The organism is Periweissella fabaria (genome assembly GCF_918814575.1).
Classification (GTDB): Bacteria; Bacillota; Bacilli; order Lactobacillales; family Lactobacillaceae; genus Periweissella; species Periweissella fabaria.
Genome location: NZ_CAKKNS010000002.1, coordinates 114,989 through 130,341, shown reverse-complemented (window position 1 = coordinate 130,341; position 15,353 = coordinate 114,989). Strand labels below are relative to the sequence as shown.

Below are 15,353 nucleotides of genomic sequence, written 5' to 3'. Positions count from 1 at the left end.
AATAAAAAGCTGGAAGAAAATTTCTTCCAGCTTTTTTAGTGGTTATTAAAATTTAAATAGTTGATCAATTAGCTGATACTCAGTTGTTGTAAGATGTAAACTGGCACTTTTAGCATTGCTTAAAACTTGAGTTGCAACCCGAGCACCTGGAATCACCGCAGTAACTGCGGGATTATGTAAATACCAGGCCAATAAAATTTGGGAAACAGTTGCCTCGTATTTACCCGCAATGGGCTTAACTTGATCAACAGCTGCTAAAATTTGTTGATAGCGTGGGTTCTGAAAATTAGGCCGGTTAAATTGCCAGTCAGCAGCGGTAAATTCTTGTGTCGCCGTATATTTACCTGTCAACAAACCCGAAGCAAGTGGGAAATATGGGACAAAGGAAATATCATTAGCCGCTAAATATGGGAATAATGTTGTTTCTGCTTGCCGTTCTACTAGACTATAAGCATCTTCAACAACATCAACATAGCCATCAATATTGGCTTCCTTAACTTGATCTAAATTAAAATTTGAAATTCCAATCGCACGAATTTTACCGGCTTCTTTTAATTTCTGTAAAGCACCCACTGCTTCTGCTTTGGGCGTCGTTTCATCGGGAAAATGAATATAAAAGATATCCAAATAATCGGTCTGTAAACGTTGAAGGGCTTCATCAACGGCTTGGGTTAAAAATGCTGGGTGATTATTTAACTGCAAATTATTTTGTGGATCATGTGCAGCTTTAGTCGCAATGGTGATTTTTGAACGATCATAATCACGCAATACTTGACCAATTAACTTCTCGGATTGACCTAAACCGTACACAAAAGCGGTATCAAGTAAGGTAATCCCGCTATCTAAAGCCGCCTGGACTACTTTAATACCATCATCATCCACTAAGTGGTCAAATAAATTATGCCCACCCACCTTATTTGTTCCTAAACCCAACTTAGTAGTAACAACATTTGTTTTTCCAATACGTATTTGTTCCATTAATCTACTCCCATACAATTAGCATTCTTTTAATCTTTTCTCGCAAAAATAGGACTAATTAAGGATAACTAAATACTTATTTATGAATCCATGTACGCCATTTTATTTCGGCCGGTAAATTAATGATAATAACTGCTCCGAGAGCTAAAATGGTACCGATAATTTGCCAAAATTGTAAACCAATGTTTAATAAAATGACCGCTAATACCGTTGCCGCTAATGGTTCAAATGTCCCTAACATACTTACTAATGCCGCTGATAAATATTTTAAGCTCATCAAATAACATACGTATGACAGTAATGTCCCCACAATCACAATAACCATCACGTAAATAGCTGCCCGCATATCAAAATGGCTTGGCATTGCCCAAATTGGATGTTGGAAATTTGAAAAAACACCTCCAATTAACATCCCCCAGCCAACAATTAATAATGGTGAATAGCGTTGTAATAATCCCCGTGGTACTAACGTGTATGCCACTGTACCAAGAGTTGAAATAAGCCCCCAATAAATAGCCGCTTTTGGAACTACTAATTGTGCTAGATTACCGTTAGTAATTAATAAAAAAACACCAATTAATGAAATACCGATAGCTAATAGTTCACTAACCTGAGGTAAAGTCCGTTTAATTAGTAGAATTGCAATAACAATAATTGCAGGTGCAAGCGCTTGCAAAATTGTTCCAACCGCTGCATTACCGTAATAAACTGAAAAAATAAACGCCGTTTGTGATACATAAACACCAAAAATTGCAAATAATACTAATAATAAAACATCACGTTTATGGCGCCAAATTGAAAAAATTGGCTGACGACTAATTAATAAATAAGTCAATAAAATAACCCCTGTAACAAACATTCGCACTGATACTAACCATTCTGGGGCAACGACAAGATGCTTAAATAATAAACTTGAAAATACCGCACTAATCCCAAAAAAAGTTGCACCAAAGGCTGCTAACGTTATTCCTAAATATTTTGAATTCATTTCATACTCCAAGTAATTAAAAATTGACAATAATAAACTTTATTATTATACCAGTTAAAGGTTTACCGACATATTACTTTATTGAACTATTTTCAATAATTTATTACTTTTAGTAAAATAAAAACGCCCTCTCATATGAGAAAGCGTTTCTGCTTGTTAAATAAACATTAAGACTATTAATCTTTATCAAATTTTTCTTTTACATCTTCAACGGCATCTTCAACTTTATCTTTGATTTTGCCAAATAGACCTTGTGCCTTACCTTCAACTTCACGAGCAGTATCACCCGTTACTGAACCTTCAACCTCTTTTGCTTTGCCGACTACTTTGTCTTTTGCGTTTTCTAATTTATCTTCTAGAGCCATAATAGTTCCCCCATTATTAATAATTTTCATTTTAACATTGTAGAACAACTATATTATCGCATTAACGCTCTTTAAACCCAATTAATCTGCTCAACCACGTTTTTGTTTGGCCGTATATTCATCAATTAAATATCCCATCACAAAACTATCGTGGTAACAACCTTCGGCGAAAAAGTGATTCCGTAAACGACCTTCTTCAGTAAATCCAAGTTTTTTATAAATATGAACGGCCGCAGCGTTATCAACATCCACATACAAGTAAACTTTATGCATATTTAAAACCTTAAAGGCATACTCAACCCCTTTTGATAAGGCCTCTTGCGCTAACCCTTGTCCTTGGAACTTACTATCGACAATAATTTGAATTTCGGTATTACGGTGTAAGTAATCGATGTACATCAATTCAACAACTCCCGCAAACTGACCATCAATATCAATCACAAAACGACGTTGTGACTGATCAAGGACGTGTTTATCGTAGAGAATTTCTAATTCATCAAACGACGTATATGGTTCTTCAAACCATAATGCCATTACCCGACGAGCATTTTCTTGACGATAAATATATTGTAAATCGCGTTTTTCTAACGGACGAATAATCATAATTAACTCCTCTAATATAATTTGTTAATTAACTGTTGTCTGGTCCTACAATAGCTAACTTTAAATTCAGCATACTTACATAAAATAAAATAAATATAAAATTTTTCAAACATAACACTGCTTAAACATATCACGATTAGATTTTAGCGTCAAATCACTTTTAATTTAATAAAAATTAATCATTTAACCTTTGACTATTATTGACCAATTAGTTATATTTAATTGAGTAAGTGTATACTTACTTTATGTAAACAAAAACCTCCTACCCAACAACTAGTAGGAGGAAATCAACATATAGTTAGCTTGGAGACTATCTAGAGTGTGACTTGGTCACAACCATAATATAGCACTTAGTAGCTTTAGGGCCAAATATTTTGCTCAATGCTTTGGATCAAAACTACTTGCTATTAATTTTGAGGAGGAATCTCATGACATCTATTTACGATTTTACCGTTACCGATGAACAAGGCCACACCTACCAACTTGACCGTTACAAAGGTCAACCAATGATTATTGTCAATACCGCTACAAAATGTGGTTTTGCACCTCAGTTTAATGATCTTGAAGCATTGTATAAAAAATATGCTAATCAAGGTTTAGTGGTCCTTGGCTTCCCATCAAATCAATTCAAACAAGAAGAAGATTCGACTGCCGCAGCGGCAAAAGCTTGTCGGATGACATATGGGGTTACTTTCCCCATGCATGAAATCATTCAAATTAATGGTGACGATGCTCATCCTTTATTCAAATACTTGAAAAGTGAACAACATGGAACCCTTGGTGCGGCAATTAAATGGAATTTCACTAAATTCCTCGTTGATAAAGATGGTCAGGTTATCAAACGTTATGCACCGCAAACTGAACCCATTAAAATTGAACCTGATTTACAAAATATTCTTTAGGCTAAAATCCAGCTGACTTCATGCTATAATCAACCTGTCAAAGTTAATTAATAGAGGGGGATTTAGGTATGCAGAATACAAATAAAGTACTCGTTGTCACATCTGAAAATATCGCTAATTATCGGATTACACAAACATTTGGTGAGGTTTTTGGCCAAACAACTCGTTCACGAAATATTTTTTCAAATATCGGACAGCAATTAAAAAGTATTGTTGGTGGTGAAATTCGTGGCTATACCCAACTACAAGATGATGCCCGGTTTGAAGCCTTAGCGCGTATGCAAGCACAAGCAACCGAATTAGGTGCTAATGCGGTTATTATGTTTCGCTTTGATACAAGTTCAAGTCAAATTGGGGATTCAGTAGCCGCTTATGGTACTGCTGTGTTAATTGAACCCATTGCTTGATTTATGTTTAAAATAGCCACCCGTATCGTTTAATACAAAAACCATCTTGGAAGATTAAATTTCCAAGATGGTTTTTTATTTAACAACATATTAAAATTTATATTCATTTAAAAATTACAAATTTATCAACTTATTGATTAATCAAATTAATTAAAACGGCTATTTTATAGTATATTTCATCCTATTTTTAAAATTAACAGTTATTCCATGCTACAATTAAAATACCATTTTCAAATTTTAGAGGTATCCATTAATGTTTAATAATTTAAAATCAGGCATTGTTGCTGCCGTTTTATTTGGGATTATTTTGGCATTTTTAGCCACGTTTGCCATCTTACCCTTAAGTGATCATGGTACGCAAATTAGCCTCTTTGAGCTCCTTTTATCACTTACTGCCATCGTTGGCTTTGGGCTAGTGGCAACAGGCTTACAATCACGGCTATTCCCTAAAAATGGTAGTATTTTGGTAATCATGGCAATGTCAGTTACTTTTCTAATCGTAAGTCTATTACTTCGCTTAATTAATTAGCCTAAGATCAAGCATCGAGTCTAATGAACAAATTATAATATTTTGAGAAGTACATAAAAAGAGCCTAGAAATATAATTTTCTAGGCTCTTTTTATTATTGTTAATTAACACATACTACTGCTTCAATTTCACTTTAGAACAAACCAGTAATTTTACCATTTTCATCAATATCGATGTTATTGGCTGCTGGAACTTTAGGTAGTCCTGGCATTGTCAAAATATTTCCAGTCATTGCAACAATAAAGCCGGCACCAAGCTTAGGCACGAATTCACGAATATGAATTGTAAAGTCCTTTGGTGCACCTAAGGACTTCGCATTATCTGACAAAGAATATTGGGTTTTGGCCATGACAACTGGTAATTTATCCCAACCTTGAGCTGTAAATTGTTTCAATTGAGTTTTCGCTTTAGGTGCCAGTTCAATATCACGACCACCATAAATTTCTGTCACAATTTTTTCAATCTTAGTTGTTAATTCATCATCAGCGGCGTAAAGTGGTGTAAATTCTGACGCCTTTTCACAACTATCAACAACTGCTTGGGCCAGTTCAAGCGCACCTTGACCACCTTGGCCCCAAACGTTAGCGAGCACAGCATCAACTCCGAATTGTTGCGTATATTCTTGTACTAATTTAATTTCCGCATCGGTATCAGCTGTAAATTGGTTAATTGCAACTACTACTGGCACATTGAAACGTTGCATTGATTGAATATGCTTACCTAAGTTAGCAAGACCAGCTTCAAGGGCTGCTAAATCTTCGGTATTTAATTCTTTCAATGGCTTCCCACCATGTAATTTAAGCGCACGAATAGTTGCGACAATTACAATAGTGTCTGGTGTCTTACCAAGCAATGGTGTTTTAATATCCAAGAATTTTTCACCACCAAGGTCAGCTCCAAAACCACCTTCAGTAATAGCATAATCACCTAATTGAATTGCTGCACGCGTTGCTTGAATTGAGTTAGTACCTTGTGCAATATTAGCAAATGGGCCACCATGAATAATCACGGGAGTGTGTGCCAAAGTCTGTACCAAGTTAGGCTTAATCGCATCTTTTAATAGCACTGTTAAAGCACCAGCAACTCCTAAATCAGCTACCGTTACCGGTGCTTTATCATAGGTATAACCAATCACAATCCGATTAATACGGGCCTTTAAATCAGTTAAGTCAGTTGATAATGTCAAAATTGCCATCAATTCAGATGCTACGGTAATATCAAAGCCATCTTCACGAACAACCCCACTTGTGGGACCACCCATACCAATCACAATATTTCGTAATGCCCGGTCGTTGATATCTAAGACACGTTTCCAAAGGATTCGTCGTGGATCAAGGTTCAACGTGTTCCCTTGATGTAAATGATTATCAATTAACGCTGCTAATGTATTGTGCGCTGATGTAAGTGCATGGAAGTCACCTGTAAAGTGCAGGTTAATGTCATCCATTGGAATTACTTGACTATATCCACCACCGGTTGCGCCACCTTTCATCCCCATGACTGGTCCAAGTGATGGCTCACGTAAAGCAATCACTGGCTTTTTACCAATTGCAGCTAGTCCATCCCCTAACCCAACAGTTACGGTTGATTTACCTTCACCAGCTGGGGTTGGGTTAATTGATGTTACCAAGATTAATTTACCATCTAATGGTGCATCTTTACGGTTTGATAAGTCTAACTTAGCCTTATATTTACCATATTGTTCGATTTCATCTTCAGTTAATCCAAGTTTTTCAGCAATCTTAACGATTGGTTCAATCTCTGCGGCTTGCGCGATTTCAATATCTGTTAACATGTAAGACTCCTTTACGAGCTGAAATTATTTTCCAAGTGCTTTTGCGCCAATATCCTGGCGGTACTGCAATGAAATATCAAGCTTATTTAAATAATTATATACTACCTGTTGGGTTTCAAAAACACTTTTTGCATGGCCAACAATAGTTGCAACTCGGCCACCAGCAGTTTGTAATTGATTATCAACCATTTTAACGCCGGCAAAATTAATTGCTAGTGGAGCTGGCACACTCATTGGTACAAGATGGCCTGCTTCTGGTTTAGTTGGATAACCAGGGGCCGCCAAGACAACGCCTAAGTAAATATCAGCAGTCTGCCAAGCGGCCGCTATTGGCTGACCCGTTACTAAACCGTCTAGTAATTGATAAAAATCACTTGTTAATTGAGGAATAACGACTTGTGCTTCAGGATCACCAAATCGCACATTAAATTCAATTACTTTTGGACCATTACTCGTTAAAATAACACCGGTATATAAAATACCGGTAAATGGGGTTCCTTCAGCAGCCATTGCTGCAATGGTTGGTTGCACTAGCGTGGTAATCGCTGTTTCAACAACTTCGTCACTAATGTGTGGCACCGGACTGTATGCACCCATCCCACCAGTATTTGGCCCTTTATCACCATCTAACAACCGTTTGTGATCTTGAGCAATTGGGGTAGTTACGCTTTGATTTTTACCAACAAACGTAAAGATTGAAAACTCTTCACCGGCTAAAAATTCTTCCACCACAATCCGTGCATCTTCTTTTAAAGCATATGCCTCTTGCAAAAATTGTTTGGCCGTTACTAAATCTTGACAAATTGTCACACCTTTACCAAAAGCTAATCCATCTAATTTTAAAACGATCGGCATTGCTTGTTGTTGAATATATGCCCATGATGCCTGATAATCTGTAAAAATTGCATATTTCGCAGTTGGTATCCCATATTTAGCCAACAAATTTTTGGTAAATGATTTTGAACCTTCTAACATTGCTGCAGCCTTGGTTGGACCAAAAATTTTTAAATCAGCGGCCCTAAAGGCATCAACTACACCAGCAACAAGGGCATTTTCCATCCCTACCAACGTTAAATCAATTGTATTTTCTTGTGCAAATGCAACTAATTCCGTAATGGCATCAACGGCGATATTAATTGTTGAAATTCCGGCAGTTTGCATACCAGGATTACCAGGTGCTACAAAAACATGTTCAACAGTGGGACTGCTAATTAACTTTTGGGCAAAAACGTGTTCCCGCGCCCCGTTTCCAATTACTAATACTTTAGCCATATCACCCTCACTAGTGTTTGAAGTGGCGGTTCTTTGAGAATACTAAGACCACACCAAGCTTATTAGCCATATCAATTGAATCTTGGTCTTTAATTGAGCCCCCTGGTTCAACAATTGCTGTAATACCATTTTGAGCGGCAAATTCTACCGAGTCACCCATTGGGAAAAAGGCATCTGACGCCAAGACCGCATCTGCAAATCCAGGCTTAGTTTGCGCTTTAGTCACGGCAATCTTAACTGAATCAATTCGGTTAGGTTGCCCAGCTCCCACACCAAGAGTTTGTTGTGCATTAGCGACAACAATCGCATTTGACTTAACATGCTTAACTGCTCGTTGGGCAAAGACCATGGCTTCTAATTGTGCCGGCGTTGGTTGTGCCTCTGAGACAACTTCAAAATCAGCCACATCTTCTGATACAAGATCACGATCTTGAACCAAAATTCCGCCTAAGACTGAAACTACATCTTTAACTGGAGCAACTGCTTGATCCATTGGTAATGCTAAGATTCGTAAATTTTTCTTCTTAGCTAGTACGGCAAAGGCTTCATCTGTATAGCTCGGTGCAATAATGATTTCTAAGAAAATTTTGTGCATTGCTTCAGCAGTTGCTAAATCAACTTCTCGATTTAAGACCACAATACCACCAAAAATTGAAATATCATCAGCTGCAAAAGCACGTTCCCAAGCCGCTAAAATCGTATCTGCTTGACCAATTCCTGCAGGATTCATATGCTTAACAGTTACCACAGTTGGTTGACTGTTAAAATCAGCAGCAATTCGTAAGGCTGCATCTGCATCACGCAAGTTGTTGTATGATAGCTTCTTACCATGCATAATTTCAGCACTTAGAATTGAATACGCTTCTGGTTGTTGACTAACATATGCCGTTGCTTGTTGATGGCTATTTTCACCATAGCGTAACGTATCAAATTTATCATAGCCTAATGCCAAATTATCCGGAAATTCGGCCGTTGTTAAGTATTCACCAATTAGCGCATCATAAGTCGCAGTGTGTTGGAACACTTTGGCTGCAAATTCACGGCGAATTGCCGCTGTTAAACCATCGTTAGCCAATAATTCCGCTGCCCGTTCATAATCAGCAGGATCAATAATTGGTAACACAGCTGCATGATTTTTAGCTGCTGAACGTAACATTGATGGGCCACCAATATCAATTTGTTCAATGGCTTCCGCAAAAGTAATATCCGGTTGTGCAATAGTTTCTTTAAATGGATACAAGTTAACAACTACAACATCAATCGGTTGGATATCATGAGCGGCAATCGTTGCCATATGTTCTGGTACATCTCGGCGGGCAAGTAAACCACCATGCACTTTCGGATGTAAAGTCTTCACCCGCCCATCAAGCATCTCTGGAAAGCCTGTGACTTCATCAATTGAAATCACAGGCAAACCAGCGCCAACTAAGGTTTTCAAGGTCCCACCAGTGGAAACTAATTCAAAACCTTGTGCTTGTAATTTAGTGGCAAATTCGACAATACCTGTTTTATCAAAAACACTCAAAAGTGCTCGTTTCATGATTGTGATTCTCCTTTTAGTTGTGGTTAATTAATTGGGCTAATGTTGTTGGATATAAAACATGCTCAACGGCATGTATTTTGGCCTCTAATGAAACTAACGTATCCGTCTGTTCGATAGGCACTACTTGTTGGGCAATTACTGAACCACTGTCAATGCCACTATCAACATAATGAATTGTGACCCCAGTTTGCGGAACTTTAGCAGTAAAGGCATCATCAATCCCGTGCCGCCCGGGGAAAGCCGGTAGTAGTGAGGGATGGATATTAATTATTTTATTAGGATAGGCTGCTAAAAGAGTTGGTGTAATGATTCGCATAAACCCAGCTAAAGCAATAAGTTCGATCTGATACTTATTAAGTTCCGTTACTAAACTAGCCTCGGCAAGTTCTTTGGTATCATAATCTTTATACTTTAAATGAAAAATCGGGATGTTACGTTCCTTTGCACGTGTAACGACGGGCGCATTAATTTTATCAACAACTAATACTTTAATTTCGGCATCCAATTGATTGGCAGTAATAGCATCAGCAATCGCCACAAAATTTGTGCCAGTTCCTGAAGCAAAGACAGCTAATTTAGTTGTCATAATTTAAAGCTCCTTGAATCTTTACTTGGTGTGTGTCATCAGCAACAACTTGACCTAAAACTGTTACTTGCTCACCGCTTTCTACTAATTGTTGACTAACTTTAGCAACATCATCTGGCCGGACAACTAGTGTAAACCCAATCCCCAGATTAAAAGTACGCAACATTTCAATCGTTGACAACTCACCTAATTGACCAAGTTGCTTAAAGATTGCGGGAATTTGCCAACTTTGACTATCCAAATGCGCTCCTAAATGCGCTCCTAAAGCACGAGGTAGATTTTCAAGTAAGCCACCACCAGTAATATGGGCAGCAGAGACCACTAGCCCTTGTTCGATGAGGGGTAAAACGGCTTTAATATATAACTTAGTTGGTGTTAGTAAAGTTGTCTGCTGATCATTACTTAAATCATCCCATGTTTTGTTTTGGTCAGTTAATAACAACTTACGAACTAGTGAGTAACCATTTGAATGTAAACCACTTGATGCTAAGCCTAAAACAACATCACCTTCTTGTACATTTTCAGGATTTAGTAATTTTTCTTGATCAGCAACTCCAACGGCAAAACCAGCTAAATCATAATGGTTTTGGGCATATAGATCAGGTAATTCGGCGGTTTCACCACCAATTAATGCCATTTGAGCTTGCTGACATGCTTGGGCGATTCCAGTTACAATCTCAGCAACTTTCGCTGGTTCAACCGTATTAATTCCCATGTAATCAAGCATAAATAACGGTTTAGCACCTTGCGCTAAAATATCATTTGCAACCATTGCAACTAAATCTTGGCCAATAGTGGCATGTCGATTAGCAGCAATTGCTAAAAGTAATTTAGAGCCAACCCCATCAGCACCAGAAATTAATACCGGTTGCGTATAGCCAGTTGGTAATTTGAACAAACTCCCAAATCCGCCAAGGCCAGCTAAAACATTTTCATTTTGAGTTGCGTTAACCGCATCTTGCATTAGTTCGACGGCTTGGTTTCCAGCCGCAATATCTACTCCGGCTGCAGCGTATGCATCTTGCATGTGGGTTCCTCCATGTAATCAACTAAATGAGCGTCTTCAAAAGATTGCATTGATTCAGCGTAATCATAAATTGGTGATGGATAATGTCCATCAAAGTACGCAGTTGTTAATCCCGTACCGTTGGATTTACCTTGTAAACCAATGGCATCAACGAGACCATCAACACTCAAAAATGCTAAACTATCAGCTTCAATTTTAGTGGTCATTTCTGCTAAAGAATAGTTAGCCGCCATCAATTCTGAGGTTGTTTGCATATCAATCCCGTAAAATGATGGGTACTTAAAGGCCGGTGAAGCAATGCGGACATGGACTTCTTTGGCCCCAGCTTCACGTAACATCCGGACAATGTACATTGATGTTGTCCCGCGAACGATTGAATCATCAACTAATACAACACGTTTGCCCTTAACCACACTCGGAACCGCAGCTAATTTCATTTTGACTGCATGTTCACGCCGTTCTTGAGTCGGTTCAATAAATGTCCGCGCAATATATTGATTCTTCACTAAGCCCATTTCATTCGGTAAATGAAGGGCTTCAGCAAAGCCAGAAGCAGCCGATAGTGATGAGTTTGGTACACCAACAACGATATCAGCTTCAACTGGTTGTTCAGCAGCTAAATTCGCACCCATTCGTTTACGCGCGGTATGCACGTTAACTCCATAAATATCAGAATCGGGCCGTGCAAAATAAATATACTCCATGGCGTCGATGTGTAAATCAGTCTTATCTGTATAATGATCAATGTGCATACCAGCATTATCAATTTTAATTAATTCACCTGGTTGGACGTTACGAATTAACTTAGCTCCAACGACGTTTAAAGCCGCACTTTCACTAGCTGCCACATATTGACCAGCTGGTAATTGACCAATTACAAATGGTCGGAAGCCATGTGGATCTAAAGCCGCATACAAAGCATCTGGTGTTAATAACAAGAAAGCAAATCCACCCCGAAGCTGATTAAGTGCATCTTTAACTTTATCCGTAAATGTTGGTGCTTGAGAACGTCGAATTAAATGCATTAAAATTTCAGAATCGGAAGTTGATTGAAAAATAGCACCTTGGTCTTCTAATTTACGCCGTAACGTCACTTGATTAGTAAGATTTCCATTATGAGCCAAAGCAAGTTGGCTATCACTAAAGTGCGCTAATAACGGTTGAATATTTTCAATACTATTTGAACCTGATGTAGCATAGCGTACATGTCCAATAGCTGAAGTTGCGCCCATTAAATCACGAAGCCTATCACCTTTACTAAAGACATCCGCGAGTAAACCAAGCCCCCGTTCTTGTCGGAGACGACCGTCAATATTTGCGACGATACCAGCACCTTCTTGGCCACGGTGTTGCAAAGCATGTAGGCCATAGTAAGTAACTTCGGCCGCTTCTGTTGAGCCCCAAATTCCAAAAATACCACATTCTTCATTCAAACCATTAACTTCGGTTTGCATTACTTTAGTAACCATCCAATTGCGTCCTTCCAGCTTGTATAAGCTTCATTTTCTAAAATTTCAACGGTACTTGTTTGTGTTGTTACCTTAAAACTTGGTGTATCTGTAACTTGTCCTACTAACTGAGCATTAGCAGCCATAAGTGCTTCAAAAGCAGCTTGTTTACTTGGGGTAACTGAGATAACAAAACGACTTTGAGTTTCACTAAATAGTAAGTCATCACTTAAATCAAACTGGACATCAAAACCTAAATGTTTAGCAAAAGCCGCTTCTGCCAAACCAACTGCTAAACCACCTTCTGATAAATCATGGGCACTTGCTACTAATCCAGCTTCAATTGCTGTTAAAACTAATTTTTGATTACGCAATTCGGCATCAGCATCAAAAGCAAATAATTGACCTGCAACTGAACCGGTTTGCATCTTTTGAATTTCAGATCCGTTAAACGCCGCTGTGGTTTCACCAACAACATAAATTGCATCCCCAGCTTGTTTAAATCCTTGCGTTGTAATTGTGTGGTTATCCGTATGTAAACCAACCATTCCAACCATTGGTGTTGGGTAAATTGCTTCATCATTGTACTCGTTATATAACGAAACATTTCCAGAAATAACCGGCGTATTTAATGCTTGTGCCATTTTATTAATTCCTGCCACAGATTGGGCTAATTCGTAGTATACTTCTGGATTTTCTGGGTTACCAAAATTCAAACAATCCGTAATTCCAATTGGTAAGGCCCCTGATGCAATAATGTTACGGGCTGCTTCAGCCATCGCCATTTGTCCACCAACAAATGGATCAAGATACAAGTAACGTCCATTTACATCAGTTGTCATTGCGAGGGCTTTTTTAGTGCCTCGAATACGCACAACTGCGGCATCACTACCTGGATTAACAACTGTGTTAGTTTGAACCATCGAATCAAAATGACGGTAAAGACTAGCCTTAGAAGCAATCGTCGCTTGTTGTAAAATTTGTAAAAATGTTTGTTTCAAATCTTCAATTTTTGGTACAAATTGGTTTTTATCGGCATTTTTCAAGCGTTCTGGTTTAAGCGCTGGTAAATTATATTTAGGTGCAGTTGTTAAATCTTGGGCGTTAATTTCAGCGACAACTTCACCATTAAAATCAAGACGGTACATACCGTCATCCGTAACTTTTCCAATAACAACCGCATCTAAACCGTATTCTGCAAATAATTCAACAGCTTTGGCTTCACTACCTTTTTTAATAACTAATAACATCCGTTCTTGTGATTCAGAAAGCATTAATTCATATGGTGTCATTTGCGTTTCACGTTGGGGTACTAAATCAAGGTTCAAATGAACCCCCATCCCAGCTTTAGAAGCCATTTCAGCTGATGATGAAACAAGACCAGCAGCCCCCATATCTTGAATTCCAATAACATCTTCCGGATAGCGTTTAACAATCGCAATCGTTGCATCCATCACTAACTTTTCTGTAAATGGATCACCAACTTGAACCGCTGAACGATCAGATTCTTCTTCATCAGAAAACGCCGCTGAAGCAAATGTTGCTCCATGAATACCATCCCGACCAGTTTTGGCACCAACGTATAAAATTGAGTTATCCACTCCCCGGGCTTGACCGACCTTCATAGCATCTTGATCAAGTAATCCAACCGCCATTACGTTAACTAATGGATTCCCAGCATACGTTTTATCAAAAGCAATTTCACCACCAACTGTTGGAATCCCAATTGCATTACCATAACCAGCAATTCCAGCAATTACTTCATTAATTAAATATTTAGTCCGTTCGTTATCAATTTCACCAAAGCGCAAACTATCTAATACGGCAATTGGTTGCGCGCCCATTGAGAAAATATCCCGTAAAATACCACCAACCCCAGTTGCTGCCCCTTCGTAAGGTTCCACAGCTGATGGGTGGTTGTGACTTTCAGCTTTAAATACCACAGCCTGATTATCACCAATATCTAAAATTCCGGCCCCTTCCCCAGGTCCTTGTAATACACGTTCATTTTTTGACCAAAATGTCCGTAAAACTGGTTTTGATTTTTTATATGAACAGTGTTCACTCCACATTGCTGCAAACAACCCAGTTTCTGTATAATTTGGTAAACGATCTAATTTTTGGCAGACTAATTCATATTCGGCCTCAGTTAAACCCCATGGTAAATAAATTTTATGGTCGCGAATTTCTGCTGGCGTTGGTTCTTTGTACGTTTGCATCATGCCTTAGTGGCCTCCTGTTGATTTACTAAACTTGCAATAATTGAGGCAAAAAATGCCCGACCATCGATGTTACCAATTAATTCATCAACCGCTCGTTCAGGGTGTGGCATCATACCAAAGACATTCCCATTTGCATTAGTTACCCCGGCAATATCCGCAACTGACCCATTAGGGTTGTCAGTATAAGTAAATAAAATTTGGTGATTTGCCTGCATAGTAGCCAAGGTAGCATCATCAACAAAATAGTTACCTTCACCATGTGCAATTGGGAATTTCACAGTAGCCTTAGTAAAAGCATTGGTAAATTTTGACGTCTGATTAACAACGTTTAATCCAGTTGTGTCACAAATGAATCCTGGCTTAGTATTCGTTTGTAAAGCCCCGGGAAGTAAACCGGCTTCAGTTAAAATTTGGAATCCGTTACAAATTCCCACGATTAATTTACCTTGATTGTCGGCCTCTTTAATTGCAGCCATAACCGGCGCAAAGCGGGCAATAGCACCTGTCCGAAGGTAATCACCGTATGAAAAACCTCCAGGAATAAAAATCGCATCATATTGACTCAAATCAGTTACCGTTGCTGGAATAATTTCAGTATCAACTTGAAACTCATCCACAAGGGCATGGTACATATCTAAATCACAATTAGAACCAGGAAACGTAATTACAGCGGCTTTCATTAATTCAC

The 15,353-nt window shown here is 38.4% G+C and carries 15 protein-coding genes; 3 read left to right on the top strand and 12 right to left on the bottom strand.

Annotation, left to right across the window (positions count from 1 at the left end; all coding sequences use genetic code 11):
• Window positions 1-45: 45 nt before the first annotated feature.
• The 4 genes from LQZ75_RS03600 to LQZ75_RS03585 form a co-directional block, all read right to left on the bottom strand.
• Window positions 46-978 (bottom strand): aldo/keto reductase, encoded by a 933-nt coding sequence (locus LQZ75_RS03600; RefSeq protein ID WP_230096486.1) that lies wholly within the window; start codon window positions 976-978, stop codon window positions 46-48.
• 76 nt (window positions 979-1,054) lie between these two features.
• Entirely contained in the window at window positions 1,055-1,966 is a 912-nt protein-coding gene (locus LQZ75_RS03595; RefSeq protein WP_230096485.1) for a DMT family transporter, read from the bottom strand.
• Between the two features lie 176 nt (window positions 1,967-2,142).
• Window positions 2,143-2,331: a CsbD family protein gene (locus LQZ75_RS03590; RefSeq protein ID WP_230096484.1), complete on the bottom strand. Its 189-nt coding sequence runs from the start codon at window positions 2,329-2,331 to the stop codon at window positions 2,143-2,145.
• A gap of 90 nt (window positions 2,332-2,421) precedes the next feature.
• Window positions 2,422-2,934, bottom strand: a complete 513-nt coding sequence (locus tag LQZ75_RS03585) for a GNAT family N-acetyltransferase (protein WP_230096483.1) — start codon at window positions 2,932-2,934, stop codon at window positions 2,422-2,424.
• A 428-nt stretch (window positions 2,935-3,362) separates the two neighbouring features.
• On the opposite strand from LQZ75_RS03585, the gene LQZ75_RS03580 reads away from it, so the two are divergent.
• From LQZ75_RS03580 to LQZ75_RS03570, 3 genes are all read left to right on the top strand, one after another.
• Entirely contained in the window at window positions 3,363-3,836 is a 474-nt protein-coding gene (locus tag LQZ75_RS03580; RefSeq protein WP_230096482.1) for a glutathione peroxidase, read from the top strand.
• 68 nt (window positions 3,837-3,904) lie between these two features.
• Window positions 3,905-4,243, top strand: coding sequence for a heavy metal-binding domain-containing protein (locus LQZ75_RS03575; RefSeq protein WP_230096481.1), 339 nt, complete (start codon window positions 3,905-3,907; stop codon window positions 4,241-4,243).
• A 253-nt stretch (window positions 4,244-4,496) separates the two neighbouring features.
• Entirely contained in the window at window positions 4,497-4,772 is a 276-nt protein-coding gene (locus tag LQZ75_RS03570) for a hypothetical protein (RefSeq protein ID WP_230096480.1), read from the top strand.
• A gap of 133 nt (window positions 4,773-4,905) precedes the next feature.
• Here LQZ75_RS03570 and LQZ75_RS03565 read toward each other — a convergent pair whose 3' ends face one another.
• From LQZ75_RS03565 to purQ, 8 genes are read right to left on the bottom strand one after another with little or no spacing between them, the layout of a single operon-like run.
• Window positions 4,906-6,567, bottom strand: coding sequence for a formate--tetrahydrofolate ligase (locus LQZ75_RS03565; protein ID WP_230096479.1), 1,662 nt, complete (start codon window positions 6,565-6,567; stop codon window positions 4,906-4,908).
• Between the two features lie 24 nt (window positions 6,568-6,591).
• Window positions 6,592-7,839, bottom strand: coding sequence for a phosphoribosylamine--glycine ligase (purD, locus tag LQZ75_RS03560; RefSeq protein WP_230096478.1), 1,248 nt, complete (start codon window positions 7,837-7,839; stop codon window positions 6,592-6,594).
• Window positions 7,840-7,849: 10 nt separating this feature from the next.
• Window positions 7,850-9,379 (bottom strand): bifunctional phosphoribosylaminoimidazolecarboxamide formyltransferase/IMP cyclohydrolase, encoded by a 1,530-nt coding sequence (purH, locus tag LQZ75_RS03555; RefSeq protein WP_230096477.1) that lies wholly within the window; start codon window positions 9,377-9,379, stop codon window positions 7,850-7,852.
• Window positions 9,380-9,395: 16 nt separating this feature from the next.
• Window positions 9,396-9,968: a phosphoribosylglycinamide formyltransferase gene (purN, locus tag LQZ75_RS03550; protein WP_230096476.1), complete on the bottom strand. Its 573-nt coding sequence runs from the start codon at window positions 9,966-9,968 to the stop codon at window positions 9,396-9,398.
• A complete protein-coding gene (purM, locus tag LQZ75_RS03545) occupies window positions 9,958-10,995 on the bottom strand; it encodes a phosphoribosylformylglycinamidine cyclo-ligase (RefSeq protein ID WP_230096475.1) in 1,038 nt (345 codons plus the stop codon). The genes purN and purM overlap by 11 nt, the downstream gene beginning before the upstream one ends.
• Window positions 10,965-12,464, bottom strand: coding sequence for an amidophosphoribosyltransferase (purF, locus tag LQZ75_RS03540; protein ID WP_230096474.1), 1,500 nt, complete (start codon window positions 12,462-12,464; stop codon window positions 10,965-10,967). The genes purM and purF overlap by 31 nt, the downstream gene beginning before the upstream one ends.
• A complete protein-coding gene (gene purL / locus LQZ75_RS03535; RefSeq protein ID WP_230096574.1) occupies window positions 12,449-14,662 on the bottom strand; it encodes a phosphoribosylformylglycinamidine synthase subunit PurL in 2,214 nt (737 codons plus the stop codon). Before purL ends, purF begins: the two co-directional genes overlap by 16 nt.
• On the bottom strand, window positions 14,662-15,345 hold the full coding sequence (purQ, locus tag LQZ75_RS03530) for a phosphoribosylformylglycinamidine synthase subunit PurQ (protein WP_230096473.1): 684 nt from the start codon (window positions 15,343-15,345) through the stop codon (window positions 14,662-14,664). The genes purL and purQ overlap by 1 nt, the downstream gene beginning before the upstream one ends.
• Window positions 15,346-15,353 lie beyond the last annotated feature (8 nt).

Excerpts from the sequence above, each read along its gene's own strand:
- LQZ75_RS03600 (WP_230096486.1), bottom strand. The coding sequence starts at position 978 with ATGGAACAAATACGTATTGGAAAAACAAATGTTGTTACTACTAAGTTG.
- LQZ75_RS03595 (WP_230096485.1), bottom strand. The coding sequence starts at position 1,966 with ATGAATTCAAAATATTTAGGAATAACGTTAGCAGCCTTTGGTGCAACT.
- LQZ75_RS03590 (WP_230096484.1), bottom strand. The coding sequence starts at position 2,331 with ATGGCTCTAGAAGATAAATTAGAAAACGCAAAAGACAAAGTAGTCGGC.
- LQZ75_RS03585 (WP_230096483.1), bottom strand. The coding sequence starts at position 2,934 with ATGATTATTCGTCCGTTAGAAAAACGCGATTTACAATATATTTATCGT.
- LQZ75_RS03580 (WP_230096482.1), top strand. The coding sequence starts at position 3,363 with ATGACATCTATTTACGATTTTACCGTTACCGATGAACAAGGCCACACC.
- LQZ75_RS03575 (WP_230096481.1), top strand. The coding sequence starts at position 3,905 with ATGCAGAATACAAATAAAGTACTCGTTGTCACATCTGAAAATATCGCT.
- LQZ75_RS03570 (WP_230096480.1), top strand. The coding sequence starts at position 4,497 with ATGTTTAATAATTTAAAATCAGGCATTGTTGCTGCCGTTTTATTTGGG.
- LQZ75_RS03565 (WP_230096479.1), bottom strand. The coding sequence starts at position 6,567 with ATGTTAACAGATATTGAAATCGCGCAAGCCGCAGAGATTGAACCAATC.
- purD (WP_230096478.1), bottom strand. The coding sequence starts at position 7,839 with ATGGCTAAAGTATTAGTAATTGGAAACGGGGCGCGGGAACACGTTTTT.
- purH (WP_230096477.1), bottom strand. The coding sequence starts at position 9,379 with ATGAAACGAGCACTTTTGAGTGTTTTTGATAAAACAGGTATTGTCGAA.
- purN (WP_230096476.1), bottom strand. The coding sequence starts at position 9,968 with ATGACAACTAAATTAGCTGTCTTTGCTTCAGGAACTGGCACAAATTTT.
- purM (WP_230096475.1), bottom strand. The coding sequence starts at position 10,995 with ATGCAAGATGCATACGCTGCAGCCGGAGTAGATATTGCGGCTGGAAAC.
- purF (WP_230096474.1), bottom strand. The coding sequence starts at position 12,464 with ATGGTTACTAAAGTAATGCAAACCGAAGTTAATGGTTTGAATGAAGAA.
- purL (WP_230096574.1), bottom strand. The coding sequence starts at position 14,662 with ATGCAAACGTACAAAGAACCAACGCCAGCAGAAATTCGCGACCATAAA.
- purQ (WP_230096473.1), bottom strand. The coding sequence starts at position 15,345 with ATGAAAGCCGCTGTAATTACGTTTCCTGGTTCTAATTGTGATTTAGAT.